General features: G+C 72.8%; 15 protein-coding genes. 6 read left to right on the top strand and 9 right to left on the bottom strand.

Translation table 11 applies throughout. The annotated features are described in order from the left end of the window. Nucleotides 1-13: 13 nt before the first annotated feature. Nucleotides 14-1,810: a VMAP-C domain-containing protein gene (locus AC07EG_RS11645; protein ID WP_478252990.1), complete on the bottom strand. Its 1,797-nt coding sequence runs from the start codon at nt 1,808-1,810 to the stop codon at nt 14-16. 157 nt (nt 1,811-1,967) lie between these two features. Continuing rightward, on the bottom strand, nt 1,968-2,744 hold the full coding sequence (locus AC07EG_RS11640) for an NAD(P)H-dependent oxidoreductase (protein ID WP_478252989.1): 777 nt from the start codon (nt 2,742-2,744) through the stop codon (nt 1,968-1,970). Nucleotides 2,745-2,861: 117 nt separating this feature from the next. On the opposite strand from AC07EG_RS11640, the gene AC07EG_RS11635 reads away from it, so the two are divergent. Continuing rightward, the gene (locus AC07EG_RS11635; RefSeq protein ID WP_478252988.1) at nt 2,862-3,197 is read left to right on the top strand and encodes a winged helix-turn-helix transcriptional regulator; all 336 of its coding nucleotides are present in this window, start codon (nt 2,862-2,864) and stop codon (nt 3,195-3,197) included. Here AC07EG_RS11635 and AC07EG_RS11630 read toward each other — a convergent pair. Together AC07EG_RS11630 and AC07EG_RS11625 are read right to left on the bottom strand one after the other, a co-directional pair. Next, a complete protein-coding gene (locus tag AC07EG_RS11630) occupies nt 3,187-5,835 on the bottom strand; it encodes a beta-N-acetylglucosaminidase domain-containing protein (protein WP_478252987.1) in 2,649 nt (882 codons plus the stop codon). The two genes, AC07EG_RS11635 and AC07EG_RS11630, sit on opposite strands and share 11 nt — an antisense overlap. Beyond that, nucleotides 5,832-8,969, bottom strand: a complete 3,138-nt coding sequence (locus AC07EG_RS11625; protein ID WP_478252986.1) for a GH92 family glycosyl hydrolase — start codon at nt 8,967-8,969, stop codon at nt 5,832-5,834. Before AC07EG_RS11625 ends, AC07EG_RS11630 begins: the two co-directional genes overlap by 4 nt. Between AC07EG_RS11625 and AC07EG_RS11620 the strand changes: the two genes are divergently transcribed. After that, the gene (locus AC07EG_RS11620; RefSeq protein WP_478252985.1) at nt 8,968-10,536 is read left to right on the top strand and encodes an amidase; all 1,569 of its coding nucleotides are present in this window, start codon (nt 8,968-8,970) and stop codon (nt 10,534-10,536) included. The genes AC07EG_RS11625 and AC07EG_RS11620 overlap by 2 nt on opposite strands. A gap of 39 nt (nt 10,537-10,575) precedes the next feature. On the opposite strand, the gene AC07EG_RS11615 is transcribed toward AC07EG_RS11620, so the two are convergent. Next, nucleotides 10,576-12,027, bottom strand: a complete 1,452-nt coding sequence (locus tag AC07EG_RS11615) for a peptide MFS transporter (RefSeq protein ID WP_478252984.1) — start codon at nt 12,025-12,027, stop codon at nt 10,576-10,578. A gap of 183 nt (nt 12,028-12,210) precedes the next feature. Between AC07EG_RS11615 and AC07EG_RS11610 the strand changes: the two genes are divergently transcribed. From AC07EG_RS11610 to AC07EG_RS11600, 3 genes are read left to right on the top strand one after another with little or no spacing between them, the layout of a single operon-like run. Continuing rightward, on the top strand, nt 12,211-12,657 hold the full coding sequence (locus AC07EG_RS11610) for a hypothetical protein (RefSeq protein WP_478252983.1): 447 nt from the start codon (nt 12,211-12,213) through the stop codon (nt 12,655-12,657). After that, nucleotides 12,654-13,715: a sensor histidine kinase gene (locus AC07EG_RS11605; RefSeq protein ID WP_478252982.1), complete on the top strand. Its 1,062-nt coding sequence runs from the start codon at nt 12,654-12,656 to the stop codon at nt 13,713-13,715. The genes AC07EG_RS11610 and AC07EG_RS11605 overlap by 4 nt, the downstream gene beginning before the upstream one ends. Continuing rightward, nucleotides 13,712-14,377, top strand: coding sequence for a response regulator (locus AC07EG_RS11600; protein ID WP_478252981.1), 666 nt, complete (start codon nt 13,712-13,714; stop codon nt 14,375-14,377). The genes AC07EG_RS11605 and AC07EG_RS11600 overlap by 4 nt, the downstream gene beginning before the upstream one ends. On the opposite strand, the gene AC07EG_RS11595 is transcribed toward AC07EG_RS11600, so the two are convergent. The 4 genes from AC07EG_RS11595 to AC07EG_RS11580 form a co-directional block, all read right to left on the bottom strand. Then, nucleotides 14,341-14,547 carry a response regulator transcription factor gene (locus tag AC07EG_RS11595; protein ID WP_478253090.1) on the bottom strand — a complete coding sequence of 69 codons (207 nt, stop codon included), beginning with the start codon at nt 14,545-14,547 and terminating at the stop codon, nt 14,341-14,343. The genes AC07EG_RS11600 and AC07EG_RS11595 overlap by 37 nt on opposite strands. A 144-nt stretch (nt 14,548-14,691) precedes the next feature. After that, on the bottom strand, nt 14,692-15,207 hold the full coding sequence (locus AC07EG_RS11590; protein ID WP_478252980.1) for a hypothetical protein: 516 nt from the start codon (nt 15,205-15,207) through the stop codon (nt 14,692-14,694). A 319-nt stretch (nt 15,208-15,526) separates the two neighbouring features. Further along, a complete protein-coding gene (locus AC07EG_RS11585) occupies nt 15,527-17,092 on the bottom strand; it encodes a multicopper oxidase family protein (RefSeq protein ID WP_478252979.1) in 1,566 nt (521 codons plus the stop codon). Next, on the bottom strand, nt 17,089-17,457 hold the full coding sequence (locus AC07EG_RS11580) for a hypothetical protein (protein WP_478252978.1): 369 nt from the start codon (nt 17,455-17,457) through the stop codon (nt 17,089-17,091). Before AC07EG_RS11580 ends, AC07EG_RS11585 begins: the two co-directional genes overlap by 4 nt. A gap of 101 nt (nt 17,458-17,558) precedes the next feature. On the opposite strand from AC07EG_RS11580, the gene AC07EG_RS11575 reads away from it, so the two are divergent. Then, nucleotides 17,559-18,449, top strand: a complete 891-nt coding sequence (locus AC07EG_RS11575; RefSeq protein WP_478252977.1) for a LysR family transcriptional regulator — start codon at nt 17,559-17,561, stop codon at nt 18,447-18,449. Nucleotides 18,450-18,467 lie beyond the last annotated feature (18 nt).

Genomic DNA, 18,467 nt, shown 5'->3' with positions numbered 1-18,467 from the left:
CCGCGGTATCCCCTCACTGCCGGGTCGGGATCAACGGCTGGTCGAGAACGATGAGCCTTTCGGGATCTTCCCACATTACCACCAGATCCTGGGCCAGCGAATGCTGGAACGGTGCCGCTGGGCGGGAATTCGCCAGCTTGCGGCGTTCGGGCAGGTCGATGAAGCCGCCCTCGGCGGCGAGCACCCAGTCGAGCAGTTCCCGCAGGCTCGCCGGATCCGCTTCCGGGTGCCAGAGCACCACCGGCAACCCGCCGCGCAGCGCACTGGTCAGCTCGTCCGGCGCGTCGCCCGGCCGCGGCCGGGGAGGCGGTGGTTCCGCCAGCACCAGGCCGACCCAGTGGGCGTCGCTGAGCACGGCGTCGATGGGGTGCTCGCCGAATTCCGGGCAACCCGCGTAGTGCAGCCGATCGGGCGACGGGTCCTTCAGCATCGATTCCCAGCGGACGTGCCACGCGCGGTGCCAGTGCTTGGACCGCATCCGTTCCAGCGAACGGATTCCGAGCCGGTAGCCGTAGCGCAGCGGCTCCGGCTGGCCGGTGGCGTGCTCCTTGGCCCAGCGCTGCACCGGCAGGTCGATCAGCCCGCGCGGCAGGAGGAATTCGACCGCCGCGGAGATGCTCTGGTCCGACCAGACCCGTTCGGCTTCCAGCACCACTTCGTCGACCCGGTATTCGATCTCGTCGATGTCGATTTCCCGCACGCCGCCGAGCGGGGGCGGCCACACCGCCGGATCGTCCTGGCGCCAGAAGGCCAGCGTGCAGCGGGTGGGTTCGGCGGGAACGGGTTCCAGCATGATCATCAGGTGCAGCAGCGGGTGCTCGGGCAGCGGGGGCCGGAGCTGCCGCTGCGCCCCGAACGCGGTGCCGAGGCGCAGGCGGCGCGTCTGGTTCCCGAGCCACTTCCCGATGGCGGCTTCGGCCTCCCCACCGGCACCTTCGGCGAGCAGGCGCAGGAAGGTGATCGACGGCGGGATGCCGTCCGGGCCGGCGTTGAAGTCGGCGAGCAGCTGGAAGGCGTCCCACGCGTCGGTGATGCCGTCGAGGCGCGGCAGGGGGATGGCCGGCCCGAGCGCCCGGCTGATCACCATCGGCAGTTGGGGCACGGCCAACCCGGTGAGGTGCTGACGCAGTTCCGCCAGGTCCTGGTGCGGCACGACCTCCAGGACAACGCTGTTCACCTCATCCGGCGACCGGGCCTCCGCCGGCGCGGGGGTCCGGTTCGGCGGCGTGAGTTCACCGTGCAGGCGCAGATAAGCCATTCCGGTGAAGGTTTTCACCGAAACGGCTATCCGGGTGTAGGAATCGGGCGCCAATCCCGGGTCGAGCGCGATCACCTCGTCGTAGAACCGCTGCGAAGAGATGAACGCGACCGCCCGGTCGGATTCGGCGAAGACCTCCTTGGCCTGCGGGGCGTCCAGGATGCGGAACGCGGTGTCGATCGCGTCGCCGACCCACCCCTTGCCGTCGTACCGCACGTCCCCGGAATTGACCCCGACGCGCAGGCGGATCTGGGCCTGCGGCACGTGCGTCCAGTTGTACCGGCGCAGTTCCACCGCGATGCGCTCGGGCAGCCGGTCGGCGATCGCGAGCTTGGAATTGCCGTCCGGCAACACGATCAGGGCCCCGTCACCGCGGTCCTCGGTTTCACACGCGTCGTAGGCGACGCCGCTTTCGGTCAGCGCCGTTCTGAGCACCTCGTACATGCCCCGGCGCACGGCGAGGCGGTCGTGGAGTATCCGGCTGGGTGCGGTGAAGCCCACGACGTCGACCACGACGATGGTGCGGTAGGAAGCCGGTGTCAGCGGCGCCACGGGCTCCCCTCCCGACGAACGACCTCGGCCCCGACGGCCGATCGGGACATTATCGCCTCAGCCGTCCTGCCGTTGTGCATCAAATGATGAACAACGCGGTGACGGGCCACAGATTAGCGAAGGCCCCCGGAACCAGGGTGGGATTGTCCACTTCCGGTCAGGCGGTTTCCGGTTTGCGGTGAATGCTCAAGCCGCTCTCCCCCGGCGCCAGTCCGGCACGGAGCCGGCGGTCACCGGTGTAGTCCCCGTCGGCCAGGGCTCGGTAGGGGATCGCGCTTTCCGCGTCGAGACCGGTGAGGCGGGTGCGCAGCCGTTCCGCCTCCGGCTCGAACCGGTCCCAGCCGGGGCGGTCGGCTCCCGCGACGAGGTGCGGTCGCAGCGGGTGCATCCCGGTGTAGAAGAAGATGCCGTGCAGGAACGGGAAGAACAGTTCCTCCGCCGCACCGTTGAGGCCACGCGGCTCGAAGGCGGTGGCCCGATCGCCCGCGGTGATCACGGTCAGGGCGCGCTTGCCCGCCAGGCCGCCGTCGCCGTACTTGCGGGTCCGGCCGCCGGCGTCCTTGAGGCCGAAGGCGAAGCCCTTGACGAAAACGCGGTCGAACCAGCCCTTCAGCATCGCCGGCATCCCGTACCACCACAACGGGAAGTGGAAGACCACCACCGACGCACGCCGGAGCTTGTCCTGTTCGGCGAGGATGTCCGGAGCCAGGTCCCCGCTCGCGAACGCCGCCGCGGACTGGTCCGCGACGGGGCGGCCCGCGTCCGCGGCGGCACCGAAGTCGTGCGTGGTCACGGCCGGGTTCCAGCCCATCGCGTAGAGGTCCGAGGTCAGCACCGCGTATCCGGTGTCCTCCAGCGCTTTCGCGGTGACCTCGGCCAAGCGCGCGTTGAGCGAGTTGGCACTGGGGTGTGCGAGGACGACGAGGGCGTGCATGTGTCTCCTTGCCGGTGGTTCGACTGCCACCGGTCAACCTAAGAAGGCGCTACGCTTCCCACAAGTACGCACATTGGCGGCACATACTGACGTTTCGGATAGTGAGGAAAAAGCGACATGCGGGATCCGGTGCGGGGAGCGCTCGACGTCTGCCCCGTCGAGGTGTCGATCGCCGTGCTGGGCGGCGCCTGGAAGCTGAGCGCCGTGCGCTACCTGCTCACGCGCACGCACCGCTTCGGCGAACTGCAGCGCGCCCTCGGCGAAGTCACCCCGAGAACGCTCACGCGGGTGTTGCGTGAACTCGAAGCCGACGGCATCGTCACGCGGACCGTGTACGCGGAAGTGCCGCCCCGCGTCGAATACTCGCTCACCGCACTGGGCGAATCGTTGCGCCCCATCGTCGGCTGGCTCGAAGAGTGGGGAAATTCCTACGCGGCGAGCGTTACCGCCTGACCACGGCCGCCGGCTGGCGTTGTACCGCCCATTCGACCGCGGTGTCGAACAGGTGCAGCGCGGCCGGGGTGACCACGTCCGGGTCCAGGCCGTCGTCGCCGAGGAAGAGGCCGGCGCGGGCAGCCGGGGCGGTGCCGCCGAGCATCGGGGTGCCGGGCGGGTAACCGAACAACGCCACCTGCTCCGGGTGGCCCGGCAGGGTGGCCGCGCGCTCCGCGGTGTCCGGCAGCACGCCCCAGCGCAGCCGGTTCGGTCCTTTGTAGACGATCTGCTCCCCGGTCAGCCCACCGGCCAGCGGTCCGGCGGCCTCGGTGATCAGCAGCCGGTCCACCCGCCACGTCTCGCCGACCGCACCCGCCATGCCCAGGTCGTCGAAGGCGAAGGACTCCCAGGTCAGCAGCGGTACCGGGGTGTCGCGGAACTTGGTGCCGAGATCACCGGAGGCGATGGTGGACGGCGCCACCACCAGCGCCTTGCCCGCGGCGTCCGCCTCGGTGGCCGCGGACGCGGGCACGGCGACCACCGGGAAGCCGAGGTGTTCCAGCCGCTGCCGCACGGATTCGTCGGCCGCCGGTTGCTCGGTCCCGGTGAGCAGCAACGCGGGCGGCGGGTCTCCCGCGGTCAGCCGGACCGGGGCGGAGGTCACCACCTCACCGCTGGCGGCCACGGCCCGCGCGGTCAGCACGTGCCGGGCGGGTTCCGGGGCCCAGTCCAGTTCGTACGGCGCGGTGGTGTCCCGGCCGATCTCCTCGTCCCCGCTGTAGAACTCGACCCGGTCGACGGGGGTCCGCCCGGCTCGCACGGACGCGGTGAGCGCGTGCTCCGGCCCGGCGGCCAGGGTGACCACGCGGCTGGCGGCCACGGCCTGCTCCAGGAACGGCCGCACCACCCCGGCGGCCAGTTGCTCGTACACGTCGCTCGCGGTGCGCGCGGCCCGGTCGGCGAGCACCCGCTGCCGCCAGGCCGTGGTGTCGTCGCCTGCCAGTTCGGCACGCAGCCCTTCGGTCAGCGCCTGCCCGGCCACGCCGTACCAGCGTGCCTTGGCCAGCCACGGCCCGGCCTGCGTCGCGAACTCCGGATCGGGCATGCCTTCCCGCAGTCGTCCCCCGGCCGCGGCCAGTCCGGCGAACCGGTCCGCCAGCGCGGTTCCGGCGGGGCCACCGGGATCCGCCCAGAACGCCTCGATCAACGCGGCCAACTCGGGTGCCTCGGCCGGGTCCAGTGGTGAGGACCGGGCCGCGTCGGCGAAGACGCGCAACGCGTCCGCGGCCGGGCCGCCCAGTTGCCCGATGGCCCGGTGCCACGATTTCGACGGCTGGTAGGCGGCCGGGTTCCAGCTGTAGTCGGCCGAAGTGAGCAGCGCGAGCGCCGACGGCCGCGCCTGCGGCATGGGGTTCGCGGTCAGCCCGGCGACGCCGTGTTCCGGGAGGTCCGGCGACCGCCCGGTCAGCGGACCGAGGAACAGCCTGCGGGGTTCGTAGTCGTTGACCGGGTAGTTGTCCCAGAGCAGCAGGTCGTGGCGGAACACGTCGGCGGCCTTCGCCGCGTCGTCGCCGGTGATGGTGGCGGGCACGGTGCTCGGCCCGGTCCAGTACACCAGCACCTCCGGCGCCACCAGCTCGCCGAACCGCCGCTGGTACCCCGATCCGCCGACCCCGGTGTACTCGGTCGGCACGGTGCTCAGGCGGCCGGGGAACACCCGCCGGACCTCGTTGAGCAGGTGGGCCTGCGCGGCGGCCAGCGGTGCCGGGTCGCCGCCGAACCGGAGTTCGTCCTCCGGGCAGTGCAGGCCGCCGCCGATGTCGTCGAAGAACACCGCGAAGTCCCGGACGCCGAACTGCCACAGCGCTTCGGCCTTCCGGATGAGCGCGTCCAGTTCGGCGGGTGCGGAGTGGCAGATGTCGAGGCCGGGTGAGATGGCGAAGACGAACCGGACGTGCCGGGCCCGCGCGTGCTCGGCGACCCGGCCCAGTTCGGCGAGCTGGGCCGGCGGATACGGTTCCCGCCAGCGTTCCCGGTGGTACGGGTCGTCCTTGGGGGCGTAGACGTAGCTGTTCAGCTTGGCGGTGGCGGCCAGGTCCAGGTAGGCCAGCCGGTCGGCGGTGGTCCACGCGGGGCCGTAGAACCCTTCGACGAGCCCGCGCCAGGCCAGCGCGGGCCAGTCCCGCACCTCGACCGCGGGCAACCGGTCAGCCGCGAGCTGACGCAGCGTCCGCACCGCCCGGTAGGTGCCCGTGGGGTCCACCCCGGACAGCACCACGGTGCTCCGCCGGGCCACCAGCACGTATCCCTCGGCGGGCAGCCCTTCCGGCCCCGCCACCCCGAGCCACCGCAAGGCATCCGCGGCACCGGGGTTCTCCTGCGGGGTGCCCAGCCACACGGTCAGCGGCGCCGGGCGGTCGCGGCGGATCTCACGCACCCCGAGGTCCCGCAGGACGGCTTCGACCTCGGTCAGCGTCGCCGGATCCGTGGTCGTGCCGGTGTTCAGCGAGACCACCGGTGGTACCGCGACCGGTTTCCCCCGGACCGCAATCGTTTGCGGCACCGGGAAGACCGCCGGGATCGAGACCGCCGCCGCTGGGGCCGGAACCGGTCCGGCCAGCAGGACGAGGGCGAGGGCCAGCCGCAGGAAGGTCATCCGCCCACTCCGATCGCGAACACGTGCAGGTCCCGGTCGGTCACGTCGGCGGGCAGGGTCACGCTCGCCACCGTTCTCGCCGGGTCCAGCGGAACAGCGGTGTGGAACAGGTAGGTGCGGGTGTCGTCGGGACCGTCCGGGTGGTTTCGGTACGGCATGTCGGCGGCGACCTCGTTCCCCGGCAGCACGGGCACGCTGCCGCCCTTGAGCGTCCAGTCCGACAAGGCGAGCGTGAACGTGGCGGTGGTGCCGTCGGTGTAGGTGACCGTGCCGGTTCCCTGCCCGTGCCCGCCGAGCGCGGCACCGAGGAAGCCCAGCACCGGCGCACCGGGTCGCGCGCCCGGCACGGCGATGGTCTGGCCGTGGGCCACCACGTTGTCGGGCTCCCCCGGCGCGGCGGCGGGCCAGCGGTAGGTCACGCCGTGCCGGACTACCTCGGCACCGGGGGTGAAACCGTCCGCCGCCAGCTGCGTGGCCGAATAGCTGCCGCCGTAGTCGTTGAGGTCGGCGCGTTCGGGAGCGTCGTCGGCGCTGGTGCCGAGGCTGTCCGCCACCCGGAGCACGCTCTCCGGTGGAGCGACGACCAGGCGTGCCGTCGGCGCGGGGATCTTGTCCGTTGTGGACAGGTGCAGCGGAGCGCGGCGGTAGCCTTCGGCCGCCCCGGCGTCGGCGTGGACGGAAAGCGGTATGTCGACAGTTCCACCCGCGGGCACGGTGGCGCTCCCGGACGACGGGGTGACCGTCAGGTCCGCGAAGGCGTCGAGCGCCCAGTTCACCGTGACCGGCTGCTCGGCGAAGCCCTGCAACCGCAGGTGCGTCCGAGCCTCGCCGCCCGCTGCCGCGCTCGCCGGGGCCACCGCACCGGCCACCGGCGCCTGGCCACCGGAGAAGCTGGGAAGCCCATCCGTCCAGGGTTGCCGCGGGGTGTCGCCGAGGCGGAAGTCCAGCACCCCACCGGTTCGGCTGAACCCGGGATCGAGGTAACCGCGGTCGTGCGGGCGGCCATTCACCGTCACGCCGTGGACATAGCCCGCCTCCGCCGCCCCGGGAGCGCGGATGACCAGCACCTGCCCGGAACCGCGGTGCAGCACGGCCTTGCCGAACAACGGCGTGCTCAGCGCCAGTTCGGCCCGGCCGGGGATGACGGGGAACAGCCCCAGCGCCGTCCACACGTACCAGGCCGACAACGCCCCGAGATCGTCGTTGCCGGACAACCCGTCCGGCAACGCGGAGAACAGTTCCCGTTGCGCGCGGCGCACGACCTCCTGGGTCCGCCAGGGCGCGCCCGCGGCGTGGTAGGCCCACGGCGTGACGAGGTTCGGTTCGTTGCCGAGGAAGGCGTGCCGGGAACGGGAGCCCTCGTTGAGTTCGGCGAAGTGGTCGTCCAGCCGGGCGACCGCCGCCTCCGGGCCGCCCGCCGCGGTGACCAGGCCCGCCAGCTGGTACGGCACCATCCAGGCGTACTGCGCCTGGCTGCCTTCCACCCAGCCGGTCATCCGGGACGGGCTGCGTTCGGGCAGCAGCGAGCCATCGGTCAGCCGGGGCGCGAGCGAACCGGTTCCCGGGTCGAGGAGGTGCTGCCAGTTCTGGGCGCGCCGGGTGAACTCCGCGGCGGTACCGGAGTCGCCGAGCGCGGCGGCGAACTGGGCGATGCTGAAGTCCGAGGTGGTGTACTCCAGCGTGATCCCGGCCGCGCCGCTCCGCTCGAGCAGGCCGATCGGCAGGTGACCGTGGTCCAGGTAGTGGCGCAGGCCCTCCCGCGGCACGTAGCCCTCGGCCGGGTCGCCGGGCACGGTGGCGCCGCGGACCATGGCCGCCAGTGCCGCGGTGGTGTCGAACTCCCTGGCCCCGAACGCGTGCGCCCCGGCCAGCAGCGGGCTCGACGGGTCGCCCGCCATGAGGCCGGTGTGGCGGTTGGCGAAGGAGGTGCGCGGCAGCCAGCCGCTCTGCGTGGCCGCGTCGACCAGCGACTGCGCCATGTCCGAGGCCCGCCGCGGGTCGAGCAGCGCGATCAGCTGCAGGTGCGTGCGGTAGGTGTCCCAGCCGGAGGAGTTGGCGTACTGCAGCCGCCCCGGCCGCACGTGGTGCACCCGGTCGTCGAAGCCGCGGTACCGGCCGTCGGCGTCGCTGAACACGTTCGGGCCGAGCATGACGTGGTACAGCGCGGTGTAGAAGGTGCGCAGGTCCTTGGCACGGCCGCCGGCCACCCGGACGCGGCCCAGCTCGGTGCGCCAGGCGCGGTGCGCGGCGGCGGCGACCTCGGGGTGCGACCGGGTTTCGAGATTGGTCAGCGCACCTGCGGCATCGGTGAAGGAGATCCCGACGGCGGCTTCCACGTCGTGCTCGGCGAAGGTGACCCAGCCGCCGGATTCCGGGCCGTCGGCGGACCGCCCGCCCGGGGTCATCGTCTCGCCGGACCAGGTCCCGTGGGCGTGGAACGGGCGGCTGAACCGGTAGGCGAAGTACAGCGTGTAAGTGGCGGGGGCACCGCAGAAGCCCCCGCTGGTGACCTGCCCGGCCAGGGTGTCGTCGCCGACGACGCGCACGCTCGCGGCCTGGGCGCCGTTGGCGCTGCCACCGGCGTCGACCAGCAGCGTCGGGTCCGCACCCGCCGGGAAGGTGAACGCTCCGGTGCCCCCGCGCAACGCGGCGGCGAGGCGCACCTCGATCCCGGTGGCCAGCCGGACGTCGTAGGTGCCGGGTGCGGCGCGTTCCTCGTCGTGGCCGAACGCGCTGTGGTAGCGGGCGGGGTCGGTGGCCGGGGACACCGCGGGTGGCTCCGGCACCGGCATGATCGGTGCGTCGCCGTACATCGGGCAGCCCGCTCCCGATTCGCGGGTGAGGCCGAAACCGGTGATCGCGGTGTCTTCGTGGGCGTAACCGCCCGGTGGGGCGCTCGGGGTGTGCGGGCTCCACTGGGTCATGCCGTGCGGCAGGGTGGCACCGGGATGGGTGTTGCCGTTGCCCCAGCCCTCGCCCATCTTGGCGTTCAGCTCCGGGTCACCGGGGGCGGTACCGGTCAGCGGATTGACGTACGTGGTGGGATCGAAGGGGTGCGCCGCGACCGCGGGGGTACTGGCGCACAGCAGCGGCAGCACCAGGAAGACCAGGCCCGATCGGCGGAGGAGTGCCATGTCCCTGTCACCTGCCCGTCGCTCGGGGGAAGCACCATCGTGGGCACGGCGGGAGCGGCCGGTCAAGGGATACGGGTGGACGCTGGTGGTCTCCCTGCTCGCGGTGCTGCTGGTGGCACCACCGGCGGCCGCGGCCCCACCGCACGCGCTGACCCTGGCCCAACTGCACCGCGCGTTCGCCCAGCACCGCCTGAGCTGCACGGACGTCATCCGGGACGCGCTGGACCGCATCGCCGCGCTCGACCGGACCGGGCCCGCGCTGCACGCCGCGCTCACCGTCAACCCGGACGCCATGGCCGAGGCGCGGGCCAAGGACGCCGACCGGGGCGGGCCCCTGCCACCGGCCCACTGCGTCCCGGTGGTGCTCAAGGACAACATCGACACCGCGGCGCTGCCGACGACCGGCGGCTCCCCGCTGTTCGCCTGCTGGCAGCCGCACGCGGACGCGACGGTGACCGCCCGGCTGCGGCGCAGTGGCGCGATCGTGCTGGCCAAGGGCAATCTCGACGACTTCGCCGCCGCGGTGTACGGGGTCAGCTCGCTCGGAGGCGCGGTGCGCAACCCCTACGCCACCGGGCGCACGGTCGGCGGTTCGAGCGGTGGCCCGGCCACCGCGGTCAGCGCCGGTTACGCCCCGCTGGCCTTCGGCACCGACACCGGTGGCTCGCTGCGCATCCCGGCCGCGTTCACCAGCGTGGTCACCGTGCGCCCGACCGTGGGCCTGGTGTCCAGGGCGGGCACCATGCCGCGGGCGCTGACGCAGGACACCCCGGGCCCGCTGGGCCGCACGGTGGCCGACGTGGCCACCGGCCTGCAACTGGTCGCCGGTCCCGACCCGGCCGATCCGGCGACCACCACCGCCCGGCTGCCCGGCCGCGGCTACCCGTGGCACGCCGGGCACGGTTCCCTGGCCGGCAAGCGCATCGGTATCGTCCGAAGTGGACTAACCTTGTTCGGCGCGGATGATCCCGGCGTGCTGGCCCTGCTGGACCGCGCGGCGGCGGACCTGCGTGCACGGGGTGCCGCGGTGGTGTTCCTGCCCGCCCCGGACCGGGCGCTGCTCGGTGCTTCCCCGGTGATCACCTTCGAGGCGAACCGGGACCTGACCGGTTACCTGCGGGCGGCCGGTCCGGGTGTGCCGGTGCGCTCGTTCGCCGAACTGCACGCCTCCGGCGCCTACACCCCGTACGCCAAGGAAGCCTTCGACCGGGAGATCGAGATCGACCCGGCTTCCCTGGATTCCAATTTGGACTACCAGAACGCGTTGCGGGCGCGTGACTCGCTGCGCGAGCACACCCTGGCCCTGATGGGCCGGGAACGGCTCGACGCCATCGGGTACGCCTCGGCGACGCGCACCCCGGAACCGATCGGCGTCGAGCAGGGCGGCGTCTTCACCAGGTGGAGCGAGAACACCGGCTTCCCCGCCATCGCCGTGCCCATGGGTTACACCGGCGGCCTGCCGGCGAGCCTGGAACTGCTCGGCAGGCCGTTCGCCGAACCCCTGTTGTTCGAACTGGCCGGCGCCTACGAGCGGTACACCCGGCACCGGGTGGAGCCACCGCTCTGACCGGGCTCTGAGCCGGTACCGCGGTGGCCGGTGCCCCGGCTAGGCGGGCACCATCCGCCTGCGGATCACCGGGGCGAGGGCCAGCAGCAGCACGCCGAGCACGACCGCCACCAGCCCGATCGAGCCGAAGTACAGCGGCGCCGAGTCGCGGTCGTAGAAACCGACGATCTGCGCCGAGATGCCCTGCCCCGCCGCGCTGGAGGCGATCCAGAGGCCCATGGTCTGGGTGGCGAAGGCGGCGGGCGCCAGCTGGGTGGTGACCGACATGCCGATCGGCGACAGGCAGATCTCCCCGACGGTGACCAGCGTGAAGCTGCCGACCAGCCACAGCGGATGCGCCTCCCCGGCAGACAGCGCCGGAAGGACCAGCAGGGCGTAGGACAGTCCGGCGACCACCAGGCCGAAGCTGAACTTCGCCGGGGTGGACGGCTGCCGGTCCCGCCGCGCGAGGCGCACCCACAGCACGGCGAACCCCGGGGCGAGCAGGATGAGCACCAGCGAGCCGACCGACTGGAACCACGAGGCCGGGATGCCGAAGCCGAACGCGTCCAGGTCGGTGCTCTCCTGCGCGAACTGGGCCAGCACGACCGCGCCCTGTTCCTGGATCACCCAGAAGCACACCGCGGCCAGGAACAGCGGGAGGTACGCCAGCACCCGGGAACGCTCGGCGCGGGTGGTGCGCGGGCTCCTCAGCATCACGGTGAAGTAGGCCACGGGCAGGGCGATCGCCAGCAGGCTGATCAGGTCGATCACCAGGTCCGCGCCGAACGAACCGGTGAGCACGCTGACCACCACCACGAGCGCGAGCACCCCCGCGCCGCCGAGCACCCAGCCCGCCTGGGCGCGAGGAACCTCCGCCAGGCGGACCGGGTTGGCCGGTCGCCTGCTCCGCTCGCTGAGCCTGCCGCGCCCCCGCACGAAAACCAGCAGCCCGATCGCCATGCCGACCGCGGCCAAGCCGAAGCCGAGGTGGTAGTCGTACTCCTCGCCGAGCGTGCCCACCGCGAGCGGGGCGATCAGCGCGCCGACGCTGATGCCCGTGTAGTAGATGGTGAACCCGGAGTCGCGCCGGTCGTCCTGCCCCGGGTAGAGGTGGCCGACCGAGGTGGACACACTCGGCTTGAGCAGTCCGGTGCCCGCCACGATGAACAGCATCGACAGGTACAGCGCGGTGGCACCGGCGGGCAGAGCGAGGCAGATGTGCCCGCACATGATCAGCAGGCCGCCGTACAAGGTGCTCCGGCTCGCCCCGAACACGCGGTCGCACAACCAGCCACCGGCGATGGCGGCCAGGTAGATCGACGCGCCGTACACCGCCACCAGCGACCGGGCCGTTTCGCCGGGAATGCCCAGCCCGCCGTCGCTCACCCGGTCGTACATGTAGTACAGCAGGAGGGCTTTCATCCCGTAGTAGGAAAACCGCTCCCACGCCTCGGTGAAGAACAGCGTGGCCAGCCCGCCGGGGTGGCCGAAGAACCCGGACTTCCCCACCGCACCCCCACGATCTCTTCGGCGTCCCACGCCCGGCGGACGCTAATCGCCGTCCGCCGCTCCGTCAAACGGACGTCCCGCCGTACTCCCCCGGGAGTACCCGGAAAACGGGACCGGCGGACGACGCCCCCGTGCCACCCCGGCGGCAGGCTGGAATTCCCGGTCCCGGCAAGAAAGGCCGTCATGCCCAGTCGAATCCAGCTCACCGTGGCCGGGTGCTCGGCCGTGTTCACCGTCGGCACCGCGTTGCAGAACTTCGTCATCGTCGACCACGAACTGGTCGCCACGATGATGCGTGCGGCCGGTACCGCCGAATCCGAAGCCGCCACCTTCACCTCCTGGTTCCGCGTGGCCGGCTGCGGGTACCTCCTCGGCAACGCGCTGGGCCTCCTGGCGTTGCGCAGCCGCTCACTGCTCCTGTGGTGGACGGTGCTCGCGGTCAACGCCACCCAGGCGCTCGGCGTCATCCGGATCCCGCCGTCGATGTGGTCGGCCGCGTTCGACGCGCACGGCGTCTGGGGGCTGCTGCCGAGCGCGGTCACCGACGGCGGTGCCCTCGCACTGGCGGTCGCCATGCTGGTGCGTTCTCGCACGCCGTGGGGCCGGCCAGCCGTATCGTCTCGGGCGTGAGCCAGCGCGTGCCCGTCCGCCTCGCGATCGGGGTCGTGCTGGCGGCGTTCTGCGTGGCGGCCACGCTCAGCGCACCGGACGGCCGCCCGCTGCGGCCGCTCGACCCGGCCGGGGTCGCGTTGCTGGTGGTGCCCGCCCTCGCCGCCGGGTGGGCCTCGGCCGCGTTGCGCCCGGTGCTGGCGTTGACCTCGGGGGCGGCCGTGGCGTTCTACGCCTTCGGTTACGCCAGCATCTTCGCCCCCGCCCCGGTCTTCGTCGCGGTGTTCACCGCGGTGCTGTCCGGCCGGGCCCGCGCGGCACTGGTGACCGCGGCCGTGACCTGCGCCGGTGCGTACGCCGCCGGGCTCGGTCACGGCCTCACGGCCGGTGCGGCCGCGCTCGGCCCCGGCTGGATCGCCGGCTGGCTGGCCGCCGCGGCCGCCGGGGGCGAGGTGCTGCGCCAGCGCCGCCAGGCCTTGGCGCACGAACGCCTCCGGGCCGCGCAGCAGGAGCGGCTGCGCATCGCCCGCGAACTGCACGACTCGCTCACCCACAGCATCTCGGTGATCAACGTCCAGGCGTCGGTGGCCGCGCACCTCGGCGACCGCGATTTCGCCGCGCTGGCGGTGATCCGCGCGGCCAGTGCCGACGCCCTGCGTGAACTCCGCGCCACGGTGGAGGTGCTGCGCCGGGACGAGCCGGGGCCCGGGTTGGCGCGGCTCGCCGACCTGGCCGATCGCGCCCGTGCCACCGGCGTGGTGGTCACGGTGCGGGCCGCGCCGCTCAGTCTGCCGTCCGAAGTGGACCGTGCCGCGTACCGGGTCGTCCAGGAGGCACTGGCCAACACCGCCCGTCACGCACCCGGTGCCCCGGTCCGGATCACCGTCGCCCGGGAGGATCGGGCGTTGCGGGTGACGGTGGACAACGGCCCCGCCACGGCTCCGGCAACCACCACCGGCGGCGGCACCGGGCTGACCGGTTTGCGGGAACGCGTCAGCGGTCTCGGCGGCAGCCTGCACGCCGGGCCGCACGGCGACGGCTTCCGCGTCCGAGCCACCTTCCCGCTGGAGCCCACATGACCATCCGGGTGGTGCTGGCCGACGACCAGCCGCTGCTGCGCGCCGCCTTCGCGGCCCTGCTGAACTCCGAGGCCGACATCGAGGTGGTCGGAGAAGCCGCCGACGGCACCCGGGCCGCCGAACTGGCCGAACGGCTGCGGCCCGACGTCGTGCTGATGGACGTCCAGATGCCCGGTACCGACGGCATCGAAGCCACCCACCGCATCGCCAGCCACCCCGCCCTCACCCAGGTGCACGTGGTGATCCTGACCAACTACGCCCTCGACGCCTACGTGTTCGAGGCGCTGCGCGCCGGTGCCTGCGGTTTCCTGCTCAAGGACACCGACCCGGCCGAACTGCTGCGCTCGGTCCGCGTCGCGGTCGGCGGCCAGGCCCTGCTCTCCCCGGAGATCACCCGCCGCCTCATCGCCGAGTACGTGGCCCGCCCGCCGACACCGGCGAGCCTGCCCTCGCTGGCCGGGCTCACCCCGCGTGAACGGGAGGTGCTGGCGCTGGCGGGCACCGGCCTGTCCAACGCGGACATCGCGCGGCGGCTGGTCATCTCGCCCACCACGGCCAAGACCCACGTCAGCCGCATCATGGGCAAGCTCGGGGCCCGCGACCGGGCGCAGCTCGTGGTGTTCGCCTACGAGACCGGGCTGGTCACCCCGCGCTCCGGCTGAGCGGACAGGCCGGCCACCAGCTCGTCCCGGCCGGTGACCCCGGTCTTGCGGTAGATCGCCTTGAAGTGGTCGTGGACGGTGTACGAGGACAGGCCGAGGCGCCGGGCGATCTGCTTGGCCGGGAGCCCGCGCAACGCCTGTTCGAGCACCGACCGCTCCTCCGCGGTGATCCCGTACCAGCCGTAGAGCGCGGGCAGGGCACCGGCCGAAGCGGCTCAGCGCCCGCGCACCCGGCCGTCGCGCGATCAGGGTGATGCTGAGCAGGTCGTGGGGCAGTTGCGCGCCGGGTGGCCGGGCGAAGTCGGCGGAGGTGCTCAGCCAGGCGCGCCCGGCGGGCGTGGCGTCGACGACGTTGTGGTGCCGGTCGACGATGACGACACCCGGCGGCAGCGGGCAGTTGCCGGGGCGGAGCGGCTTCGCCGAGACGAACCCGCGCAGCGCTTCGGTGAGCGGTGCGGCGAGCCGTTCCGCGTGCCGCGCTTCGCGCTCGGAGAACGGCCTGCTCCCCGCTCCCGCAACAACGCCGGCCAGCCCAGCGGAACACCGCGATGACGCAGGGCCAGCCGCAGTTCCCCGCCGGTGAACAGCCGCCCGAGCAGGTAGGGCGGCCGGTCGCCGAACTCCTCGAGCTCCAGCCGGTGCCGGAGCCCCGCGCTGTAGGCGTTGTACCGGTCGACCAGGCACCCGGCACCGGTCACCGGGTCCAGGCCGACCAGCACGTACCCGTCGTGGGGCACGAACACGCCGATCCGGCGCGAGAGCCCGGTACCCAGCTCCCGCGCCGTGACCGCCTCCCCCGCCGCCGGAACGACGTCACCGACCACGTCCATCTCCCGAGCATGACCCCGTTTCGCCGCGGAGGAAAAGGTTCGGGCCCGGCCACCCCAACGGGTGACCAGCTGTACCGATGTGCCGGCCCCGCCTGCCCGCGGGCGTCGCGAAGGCTTCGTTGCCACCGAGGCCCACGGCGGTGATCGCGCCGAGCACGGTCAGGAAACGCTTGGTGGAATCCATCTGGCTCCCCTCGTCGGAGTTCTTCCGGTGGTTGTCAACGCGGCCGCGCGACTTGCCGTTCAGCTTCGCCGCGGGGCCGCGCCGCGCGTATCCCCAAACTCGGGGGTTCCCGATCGGTGAAGATTCGCCGAGCCGTCAGATCGTCTCGAAGTTGGCCATCATGCCCATGTCCTCGTGCTCGGCGTTGTGGCAGTGGAACAGGTACCGGCCGCGGTAGCCGTCGAAGCGCGCGATCACCTCGACCGCCTCGCCGGGCCGCAGGTCGACGGTGTCCTTGCGACCGGCGTCGAACGGACCCGGCGCGCGGCCACCGCGGGAGAGCACGTGGAAGTGCACCAGGTGCAGGTGGATCGGGTGGTGCAGATCGGCGACGAACCGCCAGACCTCCACGTCCCCGAGCCGGGGCCGGGCGTCGATCCGGATCGGGGAGAACGGCTCGCCGCCGATCGTCCAGCCGTGCCTGCCGCCGACCAGCCCGCCGCGGAACGAGAAGTCCCTGGTGACCACGGCCTGCGCCCGGTCGAGCGGTTCGAGTTCGCCGAGCCGCGCGGGGAGGTGGCTGTCCTCGGTGGCCCGCCGGGCGATCCGGAAGCGCATCACCCGCGCGGTCGGCCCGGTGCCGAGGCGGTTGACCAGGGTGACCTCGGTGCCCACCGGGTACCGGCCGAAGTCGACCACCAGGTCGTACCGCTCGGCCGGGGCGATCGGCAGGTGCTCGTGCACCAGCGGCGCGGCGAGCAGGCCCTGGTCCGAACCGATCTGCGTGAACGGGCTGCCGCCGGGTGGGGGCGGGTCGAGCGCGAGGTCGTAGCGGCGGGCGTTGGAGCCGTTGAGCACCCGCAGCCGGTGCCGGGTCGCGGACACCTCGGCCACCGGCCACGGTGCGCCGTTGACCAGGATGACGTCCCCCAGCACCCCCTCCACGTAGGCTTCCTCGACGCCGGGCACCGCGGTCAGGGTCCGGTCGGCGGACGGGTAGCGCATCGAACCGTCCTCGGCGAACGCCCGGTCGGCGATCATCAGCGGCAGTTCCCGTTCCCCGCGCGGCAACGGCAGCGCGTCCTCCTCGTCGTCCCGGACGAAGTGGAACCCGGCGAGGCCGCGGTAGACCGCCGGGCCGGTGAAGTCCATCCGGTGGTCGTGGTACCAGAGCGCGGCCGCCTTCTGCCGCAGCGGGTAGACGTAGTCGCGCTCGCCCGTGGTGATCCCGGCGTCCGGGTCGTGCATTTCCGGGTGCGCGTGCGCGGGCCGCCAGCCGGTGACGGGCAGCACCAGGTCGGTGGCGTAACCGTCGTGCTCCGGCGGGGTGCGGCCGCCGTGCAGGTGGACCACCGTCGGCACCGGGAGTTCGTTGCGGTGCCGGACGATGGTGGTCCGCCCGCTGCGGGATTCCAGCGTCGGCCCGGGAAAGGTGCCTTCGTAACCCCAGATCGGCGTGCGCAGCCCGGGAATGATTTCCACTGTGGACGGTCGCTGGACGATCTGGTACCGGTCGGCTCCCGCGTCACGGGCGACCGGCCGCAGCACGGGCGGGATCGGCAGCGGGACCTGGAACGGCGGCGGCAGCGGCACCTCACTGGTGAGGAGTTCACCGGTGGCCGCCGCCGACCGGAACAACCGCGGTCCGGCCAGCCCGGCGGCGAGCAGCCCGCCCGCCCCACCGGCCAGACCGAGGAACCGGCGCCGGGACAGCCCGTTCACCGCCGCACCCCCGTCGTCCGCCAGCTCGCCACCGCCGTGGCGAACGCGCCGGTGACCAGCGCGGCACCCAGCGGCAGGTGCAGGTCCAGCGCCCCGGCCAGCCCGGCGGCGTACTGCCCGGTCTCACCGAGCAGCAGCAGCACGCTCGCCGCGAACGGCCAGCGCACCCCGCCGCGCCACCACAGCAGCGCGGCGGGCACCAGCTGCGCCAGGCCGACGTAGAAGACCAGATCCGCGCCGAGCGCGTGCAGCGCCAGCATGTCGTAGTCACCGGCCAGATAGCTGCCGGCGAACACCGGCTGCCCGAAGATCGCCACGGCGTGCGCGGTGACGAACCCGCGCAGCACCCCCAGTACCGCCTTCATCCCCCGGCCTTCCTTCTCTCGCTTGCTTCGAAGCTAGGACGGAAGACCTATGCTGTCCAAGACCAAGATCGGCATGAACTCATGACGCTGGGGCTATCAATATGGACCTGCTGCAACTGCGTTACTTCCAGGCGGTCGCCCACCGCGAACACCTCAGCCGGGCGGCCGCCGAACTGCACGTGGCCCAGCCGTCGCTCAGCCGCGCGATCGCCCGGCTGGAAGCCGATCTCGGGGTGCCGTTGTTCGACCGGGCCGGGCGCGGGCTGCGGCTCAACCGGTTCGGCGCCGGCTTCCTCCGCCGCGTCGACCGCGTCCTGCGCGAACTGGACGACGCCCGGCGCGAACTGGCCGACGCCGCCGGTCTCGACCACGGCAGCGTCGCCATCGCCGCGGAGACCCTGCTCACCATCACCGGCATGGTCACCGACTTCCGCGCCGCCCACCCCGGCGTGGACATCCGGCTCCACCAGTCGTCCGCCACGGTCATGGCCAAGCAGTTGCGCGACGGCGAAGTCGACCTGTGCTTCGCCTCCCAGCCGCTGCCGGGGCCGGACCTGTGCACGCGGGAGCTGATGCGCGAGGAGGTCCTGCTGGCCGTACCACCGGGCCACCGGCTCGCCGGCCGGGAACGCGTCCGGCCGGCGGAGCTCGCGGGCGAATCGTTCGTCACCACGCGGCCCGGTTACTGGCCGCGTGAACTGGCCGACCGGTTGTTCGCCGAGGCGGGGCTGCGGCCCGACTACACCTGTGAAAGCGACGAACCGGGGGCCACCGGTGTGCTGATCGCGGAGGGCCTCGGCATCGGCCTGGTGCCGGGCATGTCCCGCCGGTACGTCGCCCACGCCCCGGTCGCCCACGTGCGGCTGGACGCCCCGGGGTGCCACCGCAGCCTCACCGCGGTGTGGCGCGCGGAAACCTACTTCTCCCTGGCGGCCCGGCGACTGGCCGACTTCGCCGCGGACCACTTCCGGCAGGCGGCCCGCCGGGAGTAGGCCGGAAATTCCTCCCCC

This window comes from Amycolatopsis sp. NPDC045836 (assembly GCF_056431745.1).
This window is presented reverse-complemented; position numbering and strand designations above follow the sequence as displayed.